Source organism: Paenibacillus amylolyticus (genome assembly GCF_051136285.1).
Taxonomy (GTDB): Bacteria; Bacillota; Bacilli; order Paenibacillales; family Paenibacillaceae; genus Paenibacillus; species Paenibacillus amylolyticus_F.
The window spans coordinates 526,615-547,946 of the sequence record NZ_CP194938.1 but is presented as its reverse complement, the minus strand read 5'-3'; the positions used below and the strand labels follow the sequence as shown (position 1 = coordinate 547,946).

General features: G+C 44.3%; 20 protein-coding genes. 15 read left to right on the top strand and 5 right to left on the bottom strand.

Annotated elements, in window-relative coordinates; genetic code table 11:
* Positions 1 to 422: 422 nt before the first annotated feature.
* From ACR8BL_RS02490 to ACR8BL_RS02480, 3 genes are all read left to right on the top strand, one after another.
* Positions 423 to 1,487: a polysaccharide deacetylase family protein gene (locus ACR8BL_RS02490; RefSeq protein ID WP_434751145.1), complete on the top strand. Its 1,065-nt coding sequence runs from the start codon at positions 423 to 425 to the stop codon at positions 1,485 to 1,487.
* A gap of 209 nt (positions 1,488 to 1,696) precedes the next feature.
* A complete protein-coding gene (locus ACR8BL_RS02485) occupies positions 1,697 to 2,191 on the top strand; it encodes an RNA polymerase sigma factor (protein ID WP_434751144.1) in 495 nt (164 codons plus the stop codon).
* Positions 2,188 to 3,210 carry a hypothetical protein gene (locus tag ACR8BL_RS02480; RefSeq protein ID WP_434751143.1) on the top strand — a complete coding sequence of 341 codons (1,023 nt, stop codon included), beginning with the start codon at positions 2,188 to 2,190 and terminating at the stop codon, positions 3,208 to 3,210. Before ACR8BL_RS02485 ends, ACR8BL_RS02480 begins: the two co-directional genes overlap by 4 nt.
* Before the next feature lie 90 nt (positions 3,211 to 3,300).
* On the opposite strand, the gene ACR8BL_RS02475 is transcribed toward ACR8BL_RS02480, so the two are convergent.
* On the bottom strand, positions 3,301 to 4,164 hold the full coding sequence (locus ACR8BL_RS02475) for a LysR family transcriptional regulator (protein ID WP_434751142.1): 864 nt from the start codon (positions 4,162 to 4,164) through the stop codon (positions 3,301 to 3,303).
* A gap of 169 nt (positions 4,165 to 4,333) precedes the next feature.
* Here ACR8BL_RS02475 and ACR8BL_RS02470 point away from each other — a divergent pair, with 169 nt between their 5' ends.
* The gene (locus tag ACR8BL_RS02470; RefSeq protein WP_434751141.1) at positions 4,334 to 5,389 is read left to right on the top strand and encodes an alkene reductase; all 1,056 of its coding nucleotides are present in this window, start codon (positions 4,334 to 4,336) and stop codon (positions 5,387 to 5,389) included.
* Here ACR8BL_RS02470 and ACR8BL_RS02465 read toward each other — a convergent pair.
* A complete protein-coding gene (locus ACR8BL_RS02465; RefSeq protein WP_434751140.1) occupies positions 5,372 to 5,722 on the bottom strand; it encodes a winged helix-turn-helix transcriptional regulator in 351 nt (116 codons plus the stop codon). The genes ACR8BL_RS02470 and ACR8BL_RS02465 overlap by 18 nt on opposite strands.
* 134 nt (positions 5,723 to 5,856) lie before the next feature.
* Here ACR8BL_RS02465 and ACR8BL_RS02460 point away from each other — a divergent pair, with 134 nt between their 5' ends.
* A complete protein-coding gene (locus ACR8BL_RS02460; RefSeq protein WP_434752989.1) occupies positions 5,857 to 6,771 on the top strand; it encodes a DsbA family oxidoreductase in 915 nt (304 codons plus the stop codon).
* 272 nt (positions 6,772 to 7,043) lie between these two features.
* On the opposite strand, the gene ACR8BL_RS02455 is transcribed toward ACR8BL_RS02460, so the two are convergent.
* Positions 7,044 to 7,604 carry a GNAT family N-acetyltransferase gene (locus ACR8BL_RS02455; RefSeq protein ID WP_434752988.1) on the bottom strand — a complete coding sequence of 187 codons (561 nt, stop codon included), beginning with the start codon at positions 7,602 to 7,604 and terminating at the stop codon, positions 7,044 to 7,046.
* 736 nt (positions 7,605 to 8,340) lie between these two features.
* On the opposite strand from ACR8BL_RS02455, the gene ACR8BL_RS02450 reads away from it, so the two are divergent.
* The 7 genes from ACR8BL_RS02450 (at position 8,341) to ACR8BL_RS02420 (ending at position 17,000) form a co-directional block, all read left to right on the top strand.
* Positions 8,341 to 9,717 (top strand): cytochrome ubiquinol oxidase subunit I, encoded by a 1,377-nt coding sequence (locus ACR8BL_RS02450; RefSeq protein WP_434751139.1) that lies wholly within the window; start codon positions 8,341 to 8,343, stop codon positions 9,715 to 9,717.
* Positions 9,714 to 10,727, top strand: coding sequence for a cytochrome d ubiquinol oxidase subunit II (locus tag ACR8BL_RS02445; RefSeq protein ID WP_434751138.1), 1,014 nt, complete (start codon positions 9,714 to 9,716; stop codon positions 10,725 to 10,727). Before ACR8BL_RS02450 ends, ACR8BL_RS02445 begins: the two co-directional genes overlap by 4 nt.
* 96 nt (positions 10,728 to 10,823) lie before the next feature.
* A complete protein-coding gene (gene cydD, locus ACR8BL_RS02440) occupies positions 10,824 to 12,584 on the top strand; it encodes a thiol reductant ABC exporter subunit CydD (protein WP_434752987.1) in 1,761 nt (586 codons plus the stop codon).
* Positions 12,581 to 14,311: a thiol reductant ABC exporter subunit CydC gene (gene cydC / locus ACR8BL_RS02435; protein WP_434751137.1), complete on the top strand. Its 1,731-nt coding sequence runs from the start codon at positions 12,581 to 12,583 to the stop codon at positions 14,309 to 14,311. Before cydD ends, cydC begins: the two co-directional genes overlap by 4 nt.
* A 151-nt stretch (positions 14,312 to 14,462) precedes the next feature.
* Positions 14,463 to 15,269: a MerR family transcriptional regulator gene (locus tag ACR8BL_RS02430; protein WP_434751136.1), complete on the top strand. Its 807-nt coding sequence runs from the start codon at positions 14,463 to 14,465 to the stop codon at positions 15,267 to 15,269.
* Positions 15,269 to 15,982, top strand: coding sequence for a GNAT family N-acetyltransferase (locus ACR8BL_RS02425; protein WP_434751135.1), 714 nt, complete (start codon positions 15,269 to 15,271; stop codon positions 15,980 to 15,982). Before ACR8BL_RS02430 ends, ACR8BL_RS02425 begins: the two co-directional genes overlap by 1 nt.
* Positions 15,975 to 17,000, top strand: coding sequence for an alpha/beta hydrolase family protein (locus tag ACR8BL_RS02420; RefSeq protein ID WP_434752986.1), 1,026 nt, complete (start codon positions 15,975 to 15,977; stop codon positions 16,998 to 17,000). The genes ACR8BL_RS02425 and ACR8BL_RS02420 overlap by 8 nt, the downstream gene beginning before the upstream one ends.
* A 198-nt stretch (positions 17,001 to 17,198) precedes the next feature.
* Here ACR8BL_RS02420 and ACR8BL_RS02415 read toward each other — a convergent pair whose 3' ends face one another.
* Both ACR8BL_RS02415 and ACR8BL_RS02410 read right to left on the bottom strand, forming a co-directional pair.
* Positions 17,199 to 18,350, bottom strand: a complete 1,152-nt coding sequence (locus ACR8BL_RS02415) for a choline esterase (protein WP_434751134.1) — start codon at positions 18,348 to 18,350, stop codon at positions 17,199 to 17,201.
* Positions 18,351 to 18,375: 25 nt separating this feature from the next.
* Positions 18,376 to 18,972 carry a TetR/AcrR family transcriptional regulator gene (locus tag ACR8BL_RS02410; protein WP_434751133.1) on the bottom strand — a complete coding sequence of 199 codons (597 nt, stop codon included), beginning with the start codon at positions 18,970 to 18,972 and terminating at the stop codon, positions 18,376 to 18,378.
* A 389-nt stretch (positions 18,973 to 19,361) separates the two neighbouring features.
* Here ACR8BL_RS02410 and ACR8BL_RS02405 point away from each other — a divergent pair, with 389 nt between their 5' ends.
* The 3 genes from ACR8BL_RS02405 to ACR8BL_RS02395 all read left to right on the top strand — a co-directional run bounded on the left by ACR8BL_RS02405 (position 19,362) and on the right by ACR8BL_RS02395 (position 21,284).
* Positions 19,362 to 19,865, top strand: a complete 504-nt coding sequence (locus ACR8BL_RS02405; protein WP_434751132.1) for a hypothetical protein — start codon at positions 19,362 to 19,364, stop codon at positions 19,863 to 19,865.
* A 161-nt stretch (positions 19,866 to 20,026) separates the two neighbouring features.
* Positions 20,027 to 20,818, top strand: coding sequence for a MerR family transcriptional regulator (locus ACR8BL_RS02400; protein WP_434751131.1), 792 nt, complete (start codon positions 20,027 to 20,029; stop codon positions 20,816 to 20,818).
* Complete coding sequence (locus ACR8BL_RS02395; protein ID WP_434751130.1) at positions 20,805 to 21,284, top strand: hypothetical protein; 480 nt, start codon at positions 20,805 to 20,807, stop codon at positions 21,282 to 21,284. Before ACR8BL_RS02400 ends, ACR8BL_RS02395 begins: the two co-directional genes overlap by 14 nt.
* Positions 21,285 to 21,332 lie beyond the last annotated feature (48 nt).

Sequence of the window (21,332 nt, the reverse complement as noted above, 5' to 3'; positions counted from 1 at the left end):
GACGGTTCTGCTTATGCAGGGCGGCTGACAATCATAAGCATGTCTGACTCATGACCTGCTTACCCATATGCGAAGAATGTATATCTCCTTGAAACAGGGCTAATCATCTACGTGGATGTTAACTCTGCATCGAGGAGTTTTCTTTTTTCTGATAAGAGAGGTAGGGAGGTAAAGTGAAAAACAGAATAGGATATATTGTAATAATTTGAATTTACTTCTATTAAATCATCGTATATACTAGATTCAACCCGAACCAGCGCTACTCGTGCTGACAGTTCGCATTTTATTTACTTTCTTATGTAAGCGCTTTTATTGGAGGGGTTATGAGTAAAAGAGAGGAGGCATAGGTGACTACAGGAACAAACAATTTATGATGAAATCAAAATATTAATTACGTTAACTATTTTACTGGAGGTGTATTCATGTTTAAATCCAAAATCATTAAAGCTGCCATGTCTGTTGCTCTTTTAGGTACATTATTTGCTATACCGCCACTCCCTTCTGCCACCGCAGCTGATGCCCGTTGTCCTAACGGTTATGTAGGTCTGACTTTTGATGATGGCCCTTCCAACAATACCAACAATATTCTTAATGCTTTGAAGCAGTCGGGTCTTCGCGCCACGATGTTTAATACCGGACAAAACTCGCAAAACAATCAGGCTTTGGTTCGTGCGCAGGTATCCGCCGGCATGTGGATTGCCAACCATTCCTATACGCATGCGGATATGACAAAGCTGAATACTTCTCAGATGGCATCTGAGATCACACGTACACAGCAGACCATTCGTTCCATTACAGGTTCATCGCCTTCACTCTTCAGACCGCCCTATGGTGCTACCAACGCAACAGTGAAATCAGTCATTAGCCAGAACGGTTTGAGAGAAGTATTGTGGAACGTCGATTCTCAGGATTGGAATGGTGCGAGTGCCTCCCAGATTGTAGCTGCAGTGAATCGTATGGCGAGCGGTGACGTCATTTTGATGCATGATCAGTACCAGACAACACTTCAGGCTATTCCTCAGATTGCTCAAAATCTGAAAAACCGCGGCCTGTGTGCCGGAATGATCTCTCCATCCACTGGACGAGCTGTTGCACCGGATGGGACAACCAACAATCCACCAGCAACAACGGTGAGAATTGAAGCCGAAAATATGACTAAAAGCGGTCAGTATACTGGCAATATTAGCTCTCCGTTCAACGGTGTTGTTCTCTATGCCAATAACGATGCTGTAAGAACAACTCATAACTTTTCAAGCGGAACCCATTCATTCGCCCTGCGAGGTGCGTCGAACAACGCCAATATGGCCAGAGTGGATCTAAAGATTGGTGGGCAGACCAAAGGCACGTTTTATTTTGGAGGCAGTAGCCCCGCGGTGTATACGCTGAATAATATCAGTCATGGTACTGGAAATCAGGTGATCGAGCTGATCGTAACAGCAGACGATGGTACCTGGGATACGTATCTGGACTACTTGGAAATAAGCTAATTTTATTTCATAGCTTTAGAGCGTAACATTCTGCAGCTAACCTGAATAATAAAGTTTGGGCTATTTCAATGACATACACCGTACATGGTGTGTCGTCGACGAAATAGCCTTTTCTGCGTTTTTAGAAAATGAAAATAAAAAGTGAAAACAAAATGTGACCAAATGTCGTCCGTAAGAGTGTTAAGGGTATAAAGGAGGGCACAACAACCATGCAACAAACCATATCCCAACCAAGTGATGAAGTCACGAACATCTATGATACATACGCGGATACACTGTTCCGGATTGCAATGATTCATCTCGGCAGGCGAGAAGACGCAGAAGAAGCTACTCAGGACACGTTCATCAAATGGATGGAAAAAGCGCCTGCATTCAACGATGCAGAACATCAGAAAGCATGGTTGATTCGGGTGATTACGAATCATTGCAAATCCTTGCTCCGTAAAGGCTGGCGTAAACGGGAAGACAAGCTGGAAGCCGTGGAACACATCACGCTGGATAATCCTGAAGATCAGGCTTTGATTGAACTTGTGCTGACTCTACCAGTGAAATATAGATCGGTAGTTCATCTCTATTATTACGAAGATTATGCAGTCCGGGACATTAGCAAGATTTTAGAGATTAGTGAATCAGCAGTGAAGATGAGATTACAACGGGGGAGACAACTGTTAAAACTGGAGCTTGAGGGGGAGGAACAATCATGAACGAACAACAATTCAAACAACGATATAAGAAAGCGGTGGATCAGATGAAAACAGATCATCAAATGAAAAAGAGAATCGAACAAAACGTGAATGTGCAGCGTCAAACAACGAAACGTCCTCGTAAATCGCTTTACATCGCAGCAAGCGTTGTCGTTGCCGCCAGTATCGGCCTTGCAGCACCAACCGTCTGGCAGCAATGGGGTGGAACAACTACACCTGCAAAAGAGGTGGCGTTAAATACCGGAGGGGTTGCCAAGGGCTCGGTTACCGAAGGTCAGACCGTGATCAAGACTGAGAATTCAAACATTGTTCCCGTTGAGATTCCAAAGATTGAGCTGCCCAATGGGGATAACCAGAATATTAAAGCAGACATGATTGGATTGGTTGTTTATCATGGTAACGTCTATACCGAATCTGCGACAACAGTGGAAGGTGCAGATGCCTTGGCGCTGCGAGGTGAGAAACTGGGCAAAACCACTGGTGGTATTCATGAGCTAAGTGGTCAGGATGATTACAAAGAGCTGGCCTCGACGATTGGTACAGCAGATATGTACACCGTGAAAGGATACGATTCGGATTTTCGGATGATGTCGTATACCGAAATAGACGGGCAAGTCTATGCGCAATTGTTTGATAAAACCAATGATATATCGGTCAGCGGCCTATCTGATCTTCTTGGCAAGCTTAACATTAAGGATCATGTGACTGCGGCACAATGGGAAGGCTTTGATAGCTGGAATAACGGATTGCAGCAGCTCCAGCAGCTTCCGGTAGACGACTCACTGAACAGCTTTATTGAGAAACTGTCTTTAGCAGCTCCGGTTGCAGCAAGTCCTGAACTGCAAGAACGTCTCTATGGCAAAGAAGATCGTAAAATGCTCTATTTGACTCTGGATGATAAAACAAAGGTTCAGCTTGTGCTGTTTGGAGAGGAAGGCATGGTACGTTACGGCCAAGCTCCCGTATTTTTCAAAGTGGAGCAGGAGGCATTCCAGCAATTTTGGAACAGCCTTAAGTAAGTAAATGGATTATTAAGGTACATTTCTAAATGCATGAGGGCAGCCAGTCGGCTGCTCTTTTTTAATACATGAAATGTAAAAAAGAGAAATTCAGAAAGTCATACCCTTATCATTTAACAAGCTGATGAACTGCTGCAGCGCGCTGCTGACATATCGGTTTTCACCCCGGACAAAAGTGGTGGTGGTAGGCGTGAGTACATCAGACAGATTATGCACTGAATATGCCTCAGGATGGTTGTGGACAACGCTGCAGGGCATGATCGTAACCGCAATCCCGGATTCTACACAGCTGAGCAGATTTTCCATTGTACTGACCTCAATTAACTTTTTGGCAGAAAGGCCTTCTTCCGCCAGAAACTTCTCTGTAATCTCACGATATGGACATCCCTGTGGAAACACGACCCATGAAAGTTGACAAAATGTTTCAAGAGGGGTCTCCGTTTGTTTGGAGATGATGTGCACCGTGTCCTGCATTTCGTATTCGACCTTCAATCCTTCCTTGACACATGCCCCACTGATAAAAGCACCATCAAGCTCAGAGGACTCAATTTTATGACGTAATACCTTGGGGGAGGTAGCATTCACCAGAGAGATAGACACGTTTGGATACCTCATCTGATACTCGTTCAAAATCTCGATGAAACGCCGCGATGCTGCCGTTTCGACAATTCCGATCCTCAACGTGCCGAATGGTTCTTTCGGGTCTGTCATCTCCTGCTCCAGATCATACAGCAGGCTGTGAATTCGGGCAGCATAAGCAAGGAACTGCTTTCCTTTTTCCGTAGGATTCACGCCTTTGGAAGAACGGTCAAACAGCTGGACCTGATATTCTTCCTCCAGTTTTTTGATACGTGTCGTGACATTGGACTGGGCATAGTTCAGTTCCTTGGCTGCTTGTGAGATTTTTCCTGTGCGTCCAACGGCGAGCATGATGTCAATATCAGATAATTCCATGACGGCCTCCTAAATACAAAATAAAGATAGATAAGAGAGTATTCGTTGCCGGATATCCCTTTAATGAAGATATCACTGGGAGTGATACTTCTATATATTATAATCATTTTACGATATGTCATATCCGTTTTACAATATCCTTAATTCCAAAAAGAAAGAAGGAAAAGACATGTCAAACCCATTTTTAAATATTTTCAAACCTGTAAAGATCAATCACTGGAACCTTCGCAATCGAATCGTCATGGCTCCGTTGACCAGGGGCTTTGCCAGAGATGAAGATGGAACGGTAACAGAAGAAATCGCCGCATACTACGAACAACGAGCCAAGGATGGCGTAGGTTTGATTATTACCGAGGGCATTACCCCCATGCTCTCAGGTAAAGGAACGTACGGGGTACCCGGATTATATACAGATGCACAGACTGCTTCATGGAAAAAAGTAACGGAGGCTGTTCATCAGCACGGTGGCACGATTATCGCACAGTTATGGCATGTGGGCCGCTTGTCACATTCCGATCTAATCGGCAGGATGCCACAGGCGCCCTCCCCTATACAAGCGGAGGGAAAGGTGCATAAACTTCGCAAGCCCTACGAAATGCCCCAACCCATGACTGCTCAAGAGATCGAGGATGTCGTGTATCATTTCCAGATGGCTGCTCGCCGTGCGGTTTTGGCGGGATTTGACGGGATTGAACTTCACGCGGCACACGGTTATCTGATTGACCAGTTTATTAATGAGCGGACGAACAAACGAGAGGACAAGTATGGGGGCAATCTCCAGGGGAGACTTCGCTTTTTGAAAGAGATCATTATGGCGGTAAAAAAAGAGATCAGCACTGAGCGTATCATCATCCGCTTTTCCGAAAAAAAAGATGATGATGCGTCATATGTATGGAATTCCAAGGCGGAGACACTCCAAGCCTATCTGGAGCTTTTTCGTGAAACGGGCATCACCATATTGCACCCCTCAACCGAAAGTTATGCAGCTGACTGGTCAGGTGAATTTAACTTCCATCAGGCGGTTAGGATGCAATGGGAGCACATGATTATCGGAGTAGGGGATCTCAGTCTGGAGAGGGCGGAGGAGGCAATCAATGACGGTGTAATTGATCTGGCTGCTTTTGGTCGACCATTCATTGCTAATCCGGATTTAGTACAAAGATGGACAACAGGACTTCCGCTAACTACGTATGATGCCACAAGGCATTTATCCGTTTTGAAGTGAATCAGACCCTTGCTGCATATTTTTCTGACCCCATACCACCATGGATTCAATTAAAGGCACCAGTTCTTTACCGGATGGTGTAAGTGAATATTCGACTCTTGGCGGTATTTCGTTATATTGCTCCCGATGAACGATTCCGTATTGAATCAAGTCTTTCAAACAGTTCGTTAACATCGTTGGTGTGATGCCGGGTAGCCTTCTTTTTAACTCGTTATAACGAATGTTATCTTGTTCACTTAAAATCGCCAGGATCGGCAGATTCCACTTACCACCAATGACCTGAAAAGCATAGGTAGCCGGACAGAGTTGATCAAAATTAAAATCATATTTCACGCGATAACCCCCATTAGTATACTTTTTGATACTTAGTCAGAAAAAGAATCGTACTTGTTCTTCAGATTGTAGATATTATAATCATACTAACACAAAGTTAATCGATTAGATAAGATCAAAAAGGCGGGATAATGATGAGTAATGAATCCATGATGTGTGATTTGGAAACGGGAGTATGTGGTGTAACTGATGATGAAGAGATGCAAGTGATTAATCTGAAGCAAGAAGAGAAAAAAATAACTCTTTATTATGCAACGGACCCGATCTGCTCACACTGCTGGGCACTGGAACCTGTGTTAAATCGATTTATAGAAGAGTACGGTCGTTATTTTAATGTGGAAACCAAAATGGGTGGTCTGTTAGCAAGCTGGGAAGGGTTCTCGGATGGGGCAAACGGCATTCAGAAACCTGAAGATGTAGCGGGGCATTGGAGAGAAGTAGGCGAGCATTCACGTATGCCGATTGACGGTTCCCTCTGGCTTGAGAACCCGATCCAGTCTTCCTATCCGCCTTCTCGCGTATTTAAAGTCTTAGAGCGTATGCATCCTGGGAAAGAACATGCCTTTCTGAGAGTTGCGCGAGAAGCTGTGTTTGCAATGAATCGAAATATTGGAGAAGATGACGTACTGATTGAGCTTGTGAATGGGCTAGGGCTGAATGGAAAAGAAATCGTGGACAGTGCTACTCAGCAATCTGCACAAGACTTGTTGGAAGAAGACTTCGAGATGACTGCCCGGTTAGGCGTACGAGGTTTCCCTTCCATTATTATTGTGAACGAGGAGCAGCAAGGCGTCAAAGTGGTTGGGGCTCGCCCTCTGGAAACCTACGTTCAAGCGCTGCAACAGATTCTGGGTGAAGCGCCGAAGCCGAAGAAGATCGCTGCATTGTCTCACAAAATTAAGGAAGGAAACCTTTTGTTCTCCAAAGAAATTGAAGTGTTGTATGATGTGGAAAAGGATGACGTAGAGTCATTCATTCAATCCGAATTAAAAGAGGGTACCTACGAGGTAAAGTATATCTTAAATGAAATGGCTGTTCAGCGGGTGTAACTGACTCAGGAAAAAGATAACAGTAGAATTAGTACATTTATCCATGTGTTATTGCAATTTCCCCGAGGGCTGTATTTCATAAAAGTCACATTAATACATGTGAATATGAGTAGATAATAAAAACAGTGCATACCCTGATCTGAATTTACCTGGTGAAGGAAGGCGTATTTTTGGATTTCACTTGGTCTGTTCTGATATAGAAATAAAAAAGCAGTTGCCCTAGGAGGCAGCTGCTTTTTTTAGGTTATCTGTGTTCAAATAAATAGGACTCTTTAATACAGGTTCTTGAAATAAACCAGATGATCCGTCCATTCCTCATGTTCATAAATAAAACCTTTGCGGATACATTCGAATTCCAAACCTACACTTTCAGCGAGCTTGATCGAGGGAGTATTATCCAGGTTGATATGTGCCTCCAAACGGTGGAATTTCAAAGAGTCAGCTGCAATGCGAAGCAATTCGCTTACCGCTTCTTTACCGTACCCTTTTTTCCAGTGCTGATTGTGAATAGTGTACCCAAAACTTGCCCACTGAAAAGGCTCTCTCGCCAAGGTGGCTATATCAATCATACCTAGATGAGTGCCGTCTTCTTTGCGGAATACCCCCAAGACATATACTTTATCGTTACGTGCCAGTTCCTGATGTCGCGCTACTAAACGCTCAAACCATTCCAGTGTACATTCGCTCATATCCATTTTTCCAGGGTCGTGTCTATGTTGGGAAGGAGATCTGCGCTCGAATTCGTGCAGCCAGTTCTCGTAATCTTCATTTTGCAATGGCCGAATCACCAGCCTTTCGGTCTCCGATCTATGATCAAATTGCTCTTTAAACATATTCAATGGCACGTCTCCTTGCATCATTGCTCGTATTTATGTCATTTTTTTCTCTGTCCGAGGACAGTGAAGTAACCTAAGTGTAACACAGTTAATTCGTTATCATCATGAGTGACAGCATAATCTGTAACATTTTAGTGTAGTAGGAGGGCTTATTACCACGTCCGAGTCTAATAAAGCAATAGCCCCAAAGGGTAGTTGTGCTTAATTTCACGAAGTTGTCAGAAAGAATTGAGTCTTTCTTGAACGTTTGTAAACAAAGACGTGTCAGCGATTGAATTGCTTAAAATTGAGGATATAATAATTTTGATTAATAGGTCTAAGCCTAGGACTAAGACGCTGTGTGATCAGGGGATATAAGGAATTCGACCTTGAAATATCGTCCTACGTTTGCAGGATTAAATACACTAGGCGTGTGGCAACCTATCTTTGTCATCTCATTTGTGATTTTTTTCTCATAATGTATTGGACTCGTTTTGCCTATCTCAAAATGGACTATTCAACTGATAGGTCTTAACAAATCGCACAGCTTGTTTACACATAAACGGAGAGGACAGAAAAAAGCTGGAAAAGCGAAGCGGTCGCCTCTATCACCGGATTTCCCCTCTAAATAATTAGGATCAAAGAAATCTGGGGGTAACAGCGATTGGAGGGTTATTCTGTCATCGGAGTGCACGTGTAAACATCTTTAGTTCAGAAGCAGCAATGAATAGGGTTTGAGAGGAGGCAGTATAAAATGGCAATCGATACAGTGTTATGGAGTAGACTCGTAACCGGTTTAACGCTTGCGTTTCATGTTATTTTTGCAACCATCGGTGTGGGGATCCCCTTAATGATTGCGATAGCAGAATTCATCGGCATTCGGAAGAAAGACCCGCATTACATACTTATGGCGAAGAGGTGGTCAAGAGGATTTGTCATTTCGGTGGCCGTAGGGGTGGTGACAGGTACAGCGATATCTTTGCAGCTAGCCCTGGTATGGCCGAATTTTATGAAGCTGGCTGGTAATGTCATCGCATTGCCATTATTTATGGAGGTGTTCGCCTTCTTTTTCGAAGCGATCTTCCTCGGCATTTATCTCTATACATGGGATCGATTCAAGAACCCGTATATCCACTGGCTGCTGACTATTCCTGTTGTTCTGGGAGCGGGGATGTCTGCGGTTTTCATTACAACCGTGAACGGGTTCATGAACCAACCCCAAGGCTTTGTCATGGAGGCTGGCCAATTTATGGCCGTTAACCCTGTGCAAGCGATGCTGAATACTGCAACGTTCTCCAAGGTGTTCCATGTATTAAGCTCTGCTTATTTGACAGGAGCCGCTTTACTAGCCGGGATCGCGGCTCTGGCGATGTTGAGAAGAGGAGCATCTGCGTACCACAAAAAAGGCTTGAACCTGATGATGGCCGTTGTTTTGGTATTCAGTTTGCTCAATTCACTTGCTGGCGATGTATCTGCCAAGTTTCTGGCTGAACACCAGCCGGAGAAGCTGGCAGCCGCAGAATGGCATTTCGAAACAGAGAGCGGCGCAGATTTGATTCTGCTCGGGTGGCTGAATGCGGAGCATGAGATTATAGGTGCGTTACATCTGCCCAAGCTGCTCAGTTTTCTGGCCTTCGGAGACTTCAATGCCGAGGTCACCGGGCTGAACGAATTTCCACCCGATGAACAACCGCCACTGCTGGTGCATTATCTATTCGATCTGATGGCTGGCATTGGATTCGCTCTGCTCGCTATCTCCAGTTTATATTTTCTGTTTGTGTTATGGAAGAAACGTAATCCGCTGAATAAATGGTTACTTCGTCTTGTTGCTCTAAGTGCACCGCTTGCTTTTCTCGCTGTAGAGATGGGTTGGTTCTATGCTGAAGTCGGGCGGCAGCCGTGGATCATTCGAGGGTACATGCGGGTAGAAGAAGCGGCGACCTCATCGCCGAGTGTACGAATTTTATTTTTTGTCTTTTTACTTCTGTATATTGTACTTGGTGTGATCTGTGCTCTCGTGTTGAAGCGATTGTTCAATAACAATCCTGCTGAGCTTGAAATGGAGAAATGGTTACAAGCCAAACAAGATAAGACTGCGGCAAGTACAGAGAATGGAGGACATGCCCAATGAGTTATGAATTGGTTGGTATTTCTGTGCTCTGGCTGTTCCTTTATGGATATCTGATCATCGCTTCGATTGATTTCGGGGCTGGATTTTTTGCCTTTTATGCACGTTTGACGAAACAGGATCATCTGATCAATCGTTTGATCTCTCGTTATCTATCGCCAGTCTGGGAGATTACGAATGTATTTTTTGTCTTTTTCTATATTGGAATCGTCGGATTTTTCCCGGATACAGCTTCTTATTATGGCGCAGCATTGATTGTCCCTGGAAGCATCGCCGTAATTCTACTTGCTATTCGCGGCTCGTTCTATGCGTTTGAGAATTACGGTTCCAAGAACAACATCGTGTATCTGTTTTTATACGGAGCTACAGGGTTGTTGATTCCGGCATCGCTATCGGTAGCCCTGACGTTGTCCGAGGGTGGCTTCATTCTGAAACAGGGAGAGACGGTTTCGCTGGATTACTGGGCGTTGTTCACCAATCCGTTATCCTGGAGTATCGTTGGATTGGCAATTGTATCTGTATTGTTTATTAGCGGAACCTTTCTGACCTTCTATGCATCACGGGCAGAAGATAAGGGTGCCTTGAAACTCATGCGGAATTATTCTTTATTCTGGAGTACACCAACCATTATTCTGGCACTGACTGCTTTTATATATCTGGGTCAACACAATGAGCGTCACTTTCAAAATATGATGGATCTCTGGTGGCTGCTCGCCTTATCCGTCGCTTTCTTCATGGTAGCCATGTGGCTGCTGCATAACGAGCGTCGTTACGGGCTTGCTTTTATTTGTATCATGCTGCAATTTTTCTGTGCCTTTTTTGCCTATGGTATCGGTCAGTATCCGTACATTCTTGATCCGTATATCACGATTCAGAGCAGTGCCACCTCACCAGCCATGGGTTTCGCGCTTGTCGTTGTATTTATCGGGGGACTATGCCTGCTGATTCCATCTCTGATTCTGGTGTTCAAATTGTTCCTGTTTGATGCGGATTATGTCAAAGGCAAGAAATAAAAGGAGGGTCGTCTTGTGAAAAGGCAAAGGAAACAGCAAATCAAACCTCAAGGAAAACAGTCCGGTCGGCAAAAATCGCTTCTGATTCAACAGCAGATGTCTTCACTTCGGAAAAGCAGACTTCTCCTTATGGCCTTTTCACTGGCTCTTGGTGCAGCAATGGTAACCCAGGCTGTGTTCATGGCCGAAGCCGTGCAGCGTATTTTTGTGGAAAAAGCCTCTTTTTCATCCATCACACTGCTACTTGGCATATTGCTGGCTGTTATGGCTCTACGCACGCTGTTAACTTACGGCAATGGGAAAGTTGGCTTGTACATGGCTGCACGTGCCAAAACAGAGATGAGATCCAAGGTGCTGCAGAACCTGACCCGAGCTTCGATGTTCTCCTCATTGCAGGGACAGACCGGAGGTAAGGTGAGTGTTGCACTGGATGCCGTGGATGAGGGTGACAGCTATTTCAGTCAGTATATGCCTCGCATGATGGAAGCATCGATCATTCCGATCCTGATTCTGGTTGTTGCCTTCACGCTACATGCCAATACAGGTTGGATTCTGTTGTGTACAGCGCCATTTATCCCGTTGTTTATGATTCTGGTCGGCTTGCAGACCAAGAACAAATCCGAAGAAAAATATGCACAGCTGGCTGAGTTCTCGGGTACGTTTCTGGATTCGCTTCAAGGTCTGGTTACGTTGAAAATATATGGACGAGCTAGCCGTCAACAGCAGCAGATCGAACGCAGTAGTCTGGGCTATCGGGATGCCACAATGGGCATTCTGAAAATTGCATTTACGAACACCTTCATGCTGGAAGCGATTGTGATGTTAAGTATCGGTATAGTCGCGCTCGAACTTGCCATTCAGCTGCTTGTGTTCAAATCGATGACATTCCATACCGCCTTTCTGGTGTTATTACTTGTTCCGGAATTCTACAGCTTGTTAAAAAATACGGGGACTGCTTTTCACAGTGGCCGAACCAGCATGGGCGCCATTCGCAAGGTTGAGCAAATGCTTGAGGAGAGCGCTCAATCGAGTACACCTTCATCGCCCGAAGAAGAGGCGGAGAAGCCGTCACATCCACATTTTCCGACTGTTCCATCGTCAACTAAGCTAGTAATACCGTCATTCATTGAATTGAAAAATGTACGTTTTCACTATGCACCTGGCTCATTTACACTTGAAACGGGAGAGGTATCGGTTAAAGCTGGAGAACATATAGCGATTGTTGGCCAAAGCGGTTCAGGTAAAACAACGTTGATGAACCTTATTTCCGGGTTATTACAACCCACATCGGGAGAAGTTTGCATGAACGGCAGGCCGCTTTCACAGGTGCACGAGGCAGAATGGTTTAAACAGGTCAGTTATATTACACAGCATCCTTATATTTTTGCAGGCACATTGGCTGAAAATATAGCGCTTGGTGCAGGCGGCGATGTATCCCGGGCTGACATTGAAAAGGCGGCTGAACGCGCAGGACTTGCTGCCCTTATTGCTCAACTTGATAAAGGACTGGACACTCCTGTCGGGGAAGCGGGTCGGGGGTTGTCAGGTGGAGAAAAACAAAGATTAGCATTGGCTCGTGCTTTCCTGAAGCAGCCTGCTGTTATTTTATTCGATGAACCAACGGTTGGACTTGACCTGCGCACCGAACAGATTCTGCAACGTTCCATCGCATTATTGTCACAGCAAGCAACGATGATTACGGTAGCTCACCGCTTATATACGATTCAGCATGCTGATCAGATTTGGTTTATGTCGGCCGGTACACTTGCAGATTCAGGAACTCATCAGGAACTGCTGGAGCGTGTACCTGCATATGCCGAGATGGTACAAGTGCAGAGAACAGGAGGGATCGCATGAAAGAGTTAGCTGTTTTGTCCAAGGCCATGATGCAGGAGCGCAAAGATATTCTGCTCTCGATCCTGTGCGGATTCATAGCTGGCACAGCAGGTGTGGCCCTCTTCTCCGCTAGTGGGTATCTGATCTCGCAAACGGTATTTGCACCGCCTTTGTACACGTTGATTGTACTCACGTCGATGGTCAAACTGCTTGGATTCCTGCGTGCAGCAAGCCGTTATGGAGAGCGACTCGCTTCTCACCGGGCGACGTTCTCCATCCTCAGCCGTTTACGCACCTCGTTTTTTGCCAAGCTTATTCCTATTACACCAGGGATATTCAACAAAAACCGAAGCGGAGATCTGCTCGCACGCATCGTTGGTGATGTGGAGAGTTTGCAACATTATTTTCTGCGTGTAGCGTATCCACCGATCATGGTAGTCATGGTATTTTTAAGCACCGTTCTGTTTACGGCCGTTTTTTCATTCTGGATTGCATGTTTGCTCGTCATTGGCATGCTGATTACAGCCTTTGTTGTACCAAGCCTGGTACTGATCGGACAGCGCAAAATTAGTGAGCATGTGAGCCAGCAGCGTGCAAAGCTCTCTACAGAGGTAACCGAAGTGTTATACGGATTCCGTGATTTGAAAGTATATGGACAACTGGCACAGCGCGAGCAGCAGCTTCAGCAGGATTCGGCTGTACTCGCAGCCAAACAGCAACGGGCAGCCGGTCAATTACTTTTTGGACAATCCATGCATATTTTTGTTACCTATCTGGTCACATGGGGTGTGCTTGTACTGAGTGCTTTTCTTATTGCTGATGGGGTCTTTGCGGGTGTATTTCTAGCTATGCTGATCCTGGCGACACAAACCATGTTTGAAGAATCTGCTGCTATGGCTGTATTACCATCGTATAAGCAGGATAGCGAACATGCTGCAAAACGATTAGCTGAGACGGTAAGGCTATCCGACAAACAAGCTTCCCAGCCTAAAGGGCAGTTATCTATGCATGGGGAAGCTGTTGCGATCCAATTAAGCAAGGTCACTGTTCAATATGAAGGAGAATGGAGACCTGCATTGAATGAAGTGTCTCTGCATGTTCCATCTGGCTCTAAAACGGCCATTGTTGGATCTAGTGGTTCAGGGAAATCAACCATTCTCGATGTACTTCTCAAATTACGGACACCGGCTTCGGGTGAAGTATTATTCAACGACATTTCGGTGAATGAACTGGATGAAGCGAGCATCTGGCAGAATACCCATGTTGTTTTGCAACAAAGTCACTTTTTCAGGGGGACGATTCGGGACAACTTGCTGCTTAGCGGGGAGCAACATTCTGATGAACAACTAGTGGCTGTACTGCATAACGTTCAACTAGTTCATGTGTCCTTAAACGATCTGGTATACGAAAAAGGAGAAAATCTGTCCGATGGCGAGAAGCAGCGGCTGGCGCTGGCCCGTGCTATGTTGCGTAAGGGGAGCATATGGTTGCTCGATGAACCGACCTCTTCGCTGGACTATGTTACAGAAGCACGTGTATTGCAGCATCTGCTAGCAGAAGCAACAGATGATACCGTTCTGTTGATCTGTCATCGGCTGACGGGGCTTGAACAAATGGATCAGATCATAGTGATGGATCAAGGACAGATTGTCGAAACAGGCTCGTTCAAGGAGTTGATGGAGCGTAAGGGTTATTTTTATGAGATGAAACAAATTGAACTGCAAATGATTGGAGAACAAGGAGCCTAGCTCTGTGATGAAAAGCCGCTTATCGCGGCTTTTTTTGCGTTGAACTCAACATTGCCGAAGGATCATTATGAATGAATTAAAAATTAGTCTTGACCTTAGGTTTGACCTAGGGTTTATGCTGTTCACAGATAGGACAACAAAGGTGGAGATCATGATGAGTGGAATGAAGGATGAAATTACAATTAGTGAGCTGGCCAAACTTATGCAAGTATCGGTACATCAGATTCGTTATTTTGAAGAAAAAGGGGTGCTGACCCCAGCATATACCGGTGAAAATCAATATCGAATGTATGGAATGGATGAGGTGTACCGTTTAGCTCATATTTTGTTGCTGCGTAAGATGGGCTTGTCTGTGCAAGTGATTCAAGAATGCCTGTCCCACCTTAATGCAGAGCAGATCACTCCGATTTTTCGTCAGGCGCTGACCAATACAGAGGCGGAGATCCGAAGGCTGCAGGACACCAAACATTTTATTGAGAAGTTACTTGAGGAAAAAGAGTCCATTTTTCAGAGATCCTCCCAGACAGAGAAAGATGCGTATAGGATCATTCACCGTGATGAAGTTCCATTGTCTCTGTGGTTTGAGATGCAGGATGCTGAAAGTCTGAGTACCCAAAAGTTAGTCGAGTACCGGAGCAACATTTCCAATCTGTTCGAAGCGGATATTCATTATGTGTACAACGATTCAGGCATCGTCGGCTTGTATACGCAAGGAGAGAAAAGGGAGAGTGATTTAATGCTGCCTGCCGGTGCATATCTGTCCCGTACGCTTTTTGTACAAAATGAAGAACAACTCGCCACAACCATTCAGGAGCTCTATGCTTATGCTGAAGATATGGGTTACCTATGCTCAGGGCCGTTGATCATGGTGGAAAAATCATACTTATCCCTGTTCACACCAGAACTGCTCCATTATGAGCTTCTCTCGTATGTTTCGAATCCGGAGGCGAACGAGTAATGAGCCATCTGTTCAACACAGATCTCAGCGAGACGAATCTCATGAACAGCAGACTTGATCAAACGAATCTCGTTCGAATCCAACCTATAACTTCTGAGCTGTATCCGGCTGCGGCACAGCTGATGGCATATGGATTCGGACACAAATTCCAGAAATCATCTTCCATATCTACAGCGGACCTGGCTTTAGTCTTTGAGCAATTATTACTTTCCAGTCCGCATCAGGCAGTTGGTGTGCGGTTCGCAGCGCTGGAGAATGATGTGCTCATAGGTACGATGGCTCTGAAGTGGAAGGGACATGAGATTGTCCGAAAGGTTGATACTGCCCCGATTCAATGGTGGAGCATGCGCAGTCACACCGGGTGCTGGAGGTTGCTTCATATCATGTCATGTATACATCTGCTCAAACATGAGCCTGAAGCAGGAGAGTGTTATATCGAAGACATCGTTGTACATCCACATCGTCAAGGGAAAGGTGTGGGCAGACAGCTGCTCGCACGGGCACAGCAATATATGCTTCAAACGAAGCAGCTAACTTATCTCAGTCTGCATGTAGCTCGTCAGAACCAGAAAGCGATGCAGATGTATGAACGGTATCATTTTCGCAAACAAAACAGCACGAACAGCTTGTTAACTGCCCTGCTGCTTGGTGAACATCAATGGAACTACATGACCCGCAAAGGAGACAACAACATTGAAACCGCATATGTTTAAACACAAAAAAATCTGGATTTCATTCCTTATCATCATTGTATTATTTGCGGGTACAGGTGCATATATCGTTGCACAGCAGGACTATAACATGGTCGAGCGATCCGTGGAGATTCATACCCCGCAAGGGAAATTAACAGGTATTCTCACACTGCCTAAAAAGGATACCGGGACAGAAAAACTTGGCATGGTGCTCTTTATCCACGGAGATGGTCCCATCGATGCAACGCATAGTGAAGGTTACAAACCGCTGTGGGAACGCCTTGCCTCGCTCGGTTATGCATCCTTGTCACTGGACAAACGTGGTATTGGAGGTTCAGAAGGAAACTGGCTGGATCAGAGTATCGATGACCGTGTTATTGAGGCGCAGCAGGCAATCGCTTGGGCGAAACAACAGCCGATGATTGACGGTTCCCGGATTGGTGTATGGGGAGCAAGTCAGGCCGGCTGGGTCATTCCCAAGCTTGCAGGCAAGGAACAGCTCGCATTCAGCATTCTGGTCTCACCAGCCATCAATTGGCTGAAGCAAGGGGAATACAATACGCGGAGTCAGATGGCCAAGGACGGGCATACACAACAGGAGATTGAAGCTCAGGTGAAATACGATAGTCAGATTAAAGATATTTTAAAAGATTATGGCACTTATGAGGAATATACCAAGCATATTCGAAAAGGCGAAGAACCGATGTCCCGCGAACGCTGGAGCTTTGTCAGCAAAAACTTTAATTCGGATGCTACCGAGAGTCTGCGTTATTTCAAAAGTCCGGTGTTGCTGCTGCTTGGAGAAGATGACGTTAATGTGGACATTCAAGATACGGAGCATACCTATCGTCAAGAGATCCACCCCTCTTATTTACTTCATATAAAAACGTTCCAACATACGGAACATTCCATGTTACCGACCTCCATCGCCGGGTCCGAATGGAAAATGGGACTGCGTTTTCTGTTTGCCCCAAGAAGTATAACTACGGAAGGTTATATGGATGAGATCGAGGAATTTTTGACGAAAAAGGCGTTGTAAAGATGTCATTTAAAAACGCTATTAGGTTAAAAATATGGAGAGAGTCTCAAAGGGTCAATTTGTAATTTGTACTGCGTCATGTTCAAGGCCATTGTATAGAAAAGAGCTTGTATCATATAGGTACACGGTCTTTTTATGCTAAATTATGCTTTTATTGATTTAACTCTGTGATCTTATGTGGCGTTCAAGTGTGTTATTTCACTTGTTGCTGTTCTTCTTGATCAAGTCCACGCCATCGTATGCCAGACTTTCCACATTTGCTGCCTTCTGCAGTATGTACTGATCAAAAAAGTTCTTCGTATAATCTGTAACGAGATTTCGCATCTCCATGGCATCCCGTTCGCCTCTGAGTTTCTCATTAACATGAGTAAACAAGATGTCGCAGTAATCTAAATGCGCAACACGGTCAACAGAGAAATAAAAGGTTTCCATGCTGTTGTTAGCGCCAATTATCGCATTCATGTTATAGTTTGGTTCACAAAACAGGAGCAAGAAGGTTTTTTTAAGGTCGCTGTCAAGAAGGCCGAACGCACCACTATCTAGGCCAATCCCACAGGCGAACCGGTTGTCGTCCCGGCAAATCATCGCCGTCGTAAGCCCTCCATAAGAATGTCCGACGATGCCCATGCCAATGCCAATGTCTAGCAACAGTCGGTCCTTAAAGATGGAATTCAACTCTCCAGTGTCCAGATTGTAAAGATAATCGGCCACATATCTTACATCCTCTGCCTGTAATTCACTATACTTTGTTAACTTGGCAAGGATCGGAAGTGCAAGCACGTTACGGCACATCTCAATGGCCGTTTCATCGTCAGGCCGCATCTCCATTTTACCAGCTAACGCCAGCATCTCCGGATCTTCAGAAAACGCCATAATAACATCCGAAAAATCCTTGGATACATTAAACAGGCGCCCATCTTTTCGCTTATACATCGTGCTATTTGGATGGCAGATGCTTACCACAACATATCCTATGCTTGCCAGGTCTGTGCAGATCACGGTACCCCATTCTGGAGAACCACCACCGCCACAAACATAGAACAAAACCGGATAGCGCTTTTGTTTCCCGGAGAGAGCAAGGCTGTCATAACACTGGGTCTTGATATCTATAGAGAAAAATTCCTTCCCTTCAAGATATGCAGTGAAAAGAGGTTGCTCAGTAAACATTTTGTAAACTTCGGGAAACATGGATGTGGAAGTCGACTTATCTTCGCAGCTGTCGGAAGGATAGTATACAAAGGCCGTCAGTTCTCTTATGGAGTCATCTGATGCTGTATACTCAAAGTCCATCTGGGTTCGACCGACCGTATATCCGCCAATAGGCTCTGGAAATGAGTCATAGGTTTTCATCTTCGTGTTCCCCCCTAATTCATATCTACTCCTTGGCTTTCGTGAAATCGCTAACCACTTCAGCATATTTATGATCTTCAAGCAGTCCATGACCCATAAAATCACTAAAGTACCTGCTAATCTTGAGCTGCAGTTTGGAATCCTTAATATCAAATTCTCTGAAAAACATGACTAAATTAAACTGCATGGACTCAAACATAAAAGAAATCAAATCATCGTCAAGATCAGGTCGGAGATAACCGTCAACCCTCATTCGGCGTAAAATATCTTTCATTAAGGGGAATGATTGGCCCTTTAGCACATTCAGATACACTTTAAGTAAAACGTTCTCAGGAATATTTAAAAATGTTTCTGTGAGTTTGATTTCCAACTCATTCAGTGGCTCGGTAACCATGCCATTAACGTTTCCAAATAAGCTGGTGAGGAAAAACTGGTTAAGGAAATCCTCATTATTGTTATTAAAATACGCAGCTCTTTTCTGGGTCACATTACGTATTAAGAGACAATAAAGATCATCTTTGTCCTTAAAATATCGATAAAATGTTCCGGGATGCATAGACAAACGATCGAAAACCATCTTCATCGTTATATCCTCGTATGGATGATCAACAAAAAGATGCATAGCGCTATCAGATATTTCCTCACGCCTTGCTTCCTCTAAACGAAAGAACGAATTTTTAGGGATAGATTACTCACCTCCACAGATAGTGTGAACTGATTCACACTATATCGATAATTAGTTCGCATATCAAATCGTACGAACCGAAATTAAAGATTTTGTCCCAGAAGGTCGTTTTACTTCTGGTATAATAATAACTTCATCACCATTTTTTTTTAAAACCATTTGGAAAGGATTGAAAGCTGGGAATGAGCAGGCGGGAATTCGTTTTTTATGCTGCAGTTTTTGTTTATGCAGTTGTGATGTTATTGAATGATCAATCGATATTTCTAGTGTTTAGCACTTCGCTTTTCGCAGTACTTATTTTTTTTAGTATTTATATTTTATATCCGATGGCCTGGGAAACGCGCATGGATCGCTTGGAATCTTTTTTACGAAAAAAACAAAGCACGCCTTACATTTATATTTTCTATGCAACAGCCAACAGATTGGACGAAGAAGTTGAGTTAACGATGGAAAAGCTGATGAGTAATACGTCGGCCAGCAAGTCAACAAAATCCAACTATCAGGCAGCCTATGGTGCTTACCGTAAGGATTTGTTTACCGTAAGAAAAGCTGTGCGCGAGATGCGCAAATCCGATTACCGTACATATTACGAAACATTCATCCTTATTGAGGAATGGGAGAGTGAACGAGCCAAAGAGCATTTAAGTTCCATCAAAAGAGAGTGGATGCGTTTTGCACTTCTAGCCGAAATTGAACGTAAGCTGAATCATCACCAGCAAGCCGAGGTGTTTGCCGCGAAGGCCGTGCAGGTTAGCAAAGGAATTAATCGGTACACGATGACCAAGGAATATGAAAGATATTATACCAAGGTACAGCAAGCACATCGATAGAATAAAAATTCAAGGAGAGAGAAGGACTGTATCACAGCGGGGACGATGCCAGCATCGTCTTTTTTTGTTTTTGTTGAGAAGTGGTCATTCATTGAGATTTTAGGGCTTTACCCTAACGTACACGTTATTGTTTATAATGTTCTCAGGAAGGAGAGGTGAGCATGATCCTGATCGGTGAATTAGCAAAAAAAACAAATATCAGTAAAAGAACACTTCATTATTATGAACAGATCGAGCTGTTACAACCGACACTCATTACGGAAAATGGGTATCGATACTATGATGAAAGTGCCATTCTTCGCCTGCAAAAAATTCTTCTGTTGAAGTCCATTGGCTATACATTAGAACAGATTAAAGAACTGTTTCAGAACCAAGAAAATAAGGGAGAACATGAAAACTGGGTGACCTCTTTAAACGAACAAATAGAGCTGATTGAACTGAAAAAAGAAGAGTTAAGCCGGAAGCAATATTATCTTCGATCAACCCTTCATACGTTGAAATTTGGAGGAATGAGCGATCTCGAAAGTTTATTGCAAATTATTTCCCAAATGGAAGATCGGCCGCTCTCTGAAGGGATAATTCGTCCCGAATTCAGTGATGATTTAGAGTTATCATCAAGGGAAATGGATATACTGAATCGTCTCCCTATTCTTGGAAGTGGCGATAAGCGAATGGAAGAACTTTTAACTATTTTTCAACGTGTACAATCGATGATGTCTTTATCTCCTTATTCTTCGGAAGTCCAGGCCATTGCTGGCCAATTGTATGAGATGGCGTTAGAGCTATTTGATCGTGATGAAAAACTGCTTGATAAATATTGGGAGCTTATTAAACCAGGAGATGCTGCTGAGCCCGTGGTATTGGGCATGGATCATGAATTCATGTCTTACATTGATGAGATGATCCGCTTTTTTCTCAAAGAAAGAGAGGGGAACGCTCATGAAGGGAAGTAAACAAAACGGCATTAAACGTAAGAATAGATGGGTTCCTTTCTTGTTCTCAGGTCTGCTCATGTTATTAACTGCGTGTGGAATGACAGCAAATACAGTGAATGATGAACTGACTCGTGAAGAGTCCAAACGAAATACAGCGCATGATTCCGATGGAATCGTCGTTGAGGTGCTTGTTGAAAGTGATGTTAAATCGGCAGCTAATCTGGAAGTAGAGATTAATGCTCGGAAAAATCCGGAGAGTGTATATTGGGATACGATTGAAGTTCCATATCAAGAGAGATTTATTATTCCCAAAGATACGTTTATTCCTCTGCTCTCAACTCGCGTTAGGGCAAAAGCAGATGACAGTGCAAGTTGGATAAGCTGTTCCATTTGGTATGATGGGGAATTAGTTGCATCTCATAAGTCCCGAGGGAGCGGTGCAAAGGCTGTCTGTGAGAAGAAGTCCCAGCTGGGGCCAGGATAACTGCACTTTGCATGTGAGGGTTCTGTTCTATGTTCTACATTTTGTTCT

Coding starts and splice junctions, on each gene's coding strand:
- ACR8BL_RS02490 (WP_434751145.1), top strand. CDS start 423: ATGTTTAAATCCAAAATCATTAAAGCTGCCATGTCTGTTGCTCTTTTA.
- ACR8BL_RS02485 (WP_434751144.1), top strand. CDS start 1,697: ATGCAACAAACCATATCCCAACCAAGTGATGAAGTCACGAACATCTAT.
- ACR8BL_RS02480 (WP_434751143.1), top strand. CDS start 2,188: ATGAACGAACAACAATTCAAACAACGATATAAGAAAGCGGTGGATCAG.
- ACR8BL_RS02475 (WP_434751142.1), bottom strand. CDS start 4,164: ATGGAATTATCTGATATTGACATCATGCTCGCCGTTGGACGCACAGGA.
- ACR8BL_RS02470 (WP_434751141.1), top strand. CDS start 4,334: ATGTCAAACCCATTTTTAAATATTTTCAAACCTGTAAAGATCAATCAC.
- ACR8BL_RS02460 (WP_434752989.1), top strand. CDS start 5,857: ATGAGTAATGAATCCATGATGTGTGATTTGGAAACGGGAGTATGTGGT.
- ACR8BL_RS02455 (WP_434752988.1), bottom strand. CDS start 7,604: ATGTTTAAAGAGCAATTTGATCATAGATCGGAGACCGAAAGGCTGGTG.
- ACR8BL_RS02450 (WP_434751139.1), top strand. CDS start 8,341: ATGGCAATCGATACAGTGTTATGGAGTAGACTCGTAACCGGTTTAACG.
- ACR8BL_RS02445 (WP_434751138.1), top strand. CDS start 9,714: ATGAGTTATGAATTGGTTGGTATTTCTGTGCTCTGGCTGTTCCTTTAT.
- cydD (WP_434752987.1), top strand. CDS start 10,824: ATGTCTTCACTTCGGAAAAGCAGACTTCTCCTTATGGCCTTTTCACTG.
- cydC (WP_434751137.1), top strand. CDS start 12,581: ATGAAAGAGTTAGCTGTTTTGTCCAAGGCCATGATGCAGGAGCGCAAA.
- ACR8BL_RS02430 (WP_434751136.1), top strand. CDS start 14,463: ATGATGAGTGGAATGAAGGATGAAATTACAATTAGTGAGCTGGCCAAA.
- ACR8BL_RS02425 (WP_434751135.1), top strand. CDS start 15,269: ATGAGCCATCTGTTCAACACAGATCTCAGCGAGACGAATCTCATGAAC.
- ACR8BL_RS02420 (WP_434752986.1), top strand. CDS start 15,975: ATGTTTAAACACAAAAAAATCTGGATTTCATTCCTTATCATCATTGTA.
- ACR8BL_RS02415 (WP_434751134.1), bottom strand. CDS start 18,350: ATGAAAACCTATGACTCATTTCCAGAGCCTATTGGCGGATATACGGTC.
- ACR8BL_RS02410 (WP_434751133.1), bottom strand. CDS start 18,972: ATGCATCTTTTTGTTGATCATCCATACGAGGATATAACGATGAAGATG.
- ACR8BL_RS02405 (WP_434751132.1), top strand. CDS start 19,362: ATGGCCTGGGAAACGCGCATGGATCGCTTGGAATCTTTTTTACGAAAA.
- ACR8BL_RS02400 (WP_434751131.1), top strand. CDS start 20,027: ATGATCCTGATCGGTGAATTAGCAAAAAAAACAAATATCAGTAAAAGA.
- ACR8BL_RS02395 (WP_434751130.1), top strand. CDS start 20,805: ATGAAGGGAAGTAAACAAAACGGCATTAAACGTAAGAATAGATGGGTT.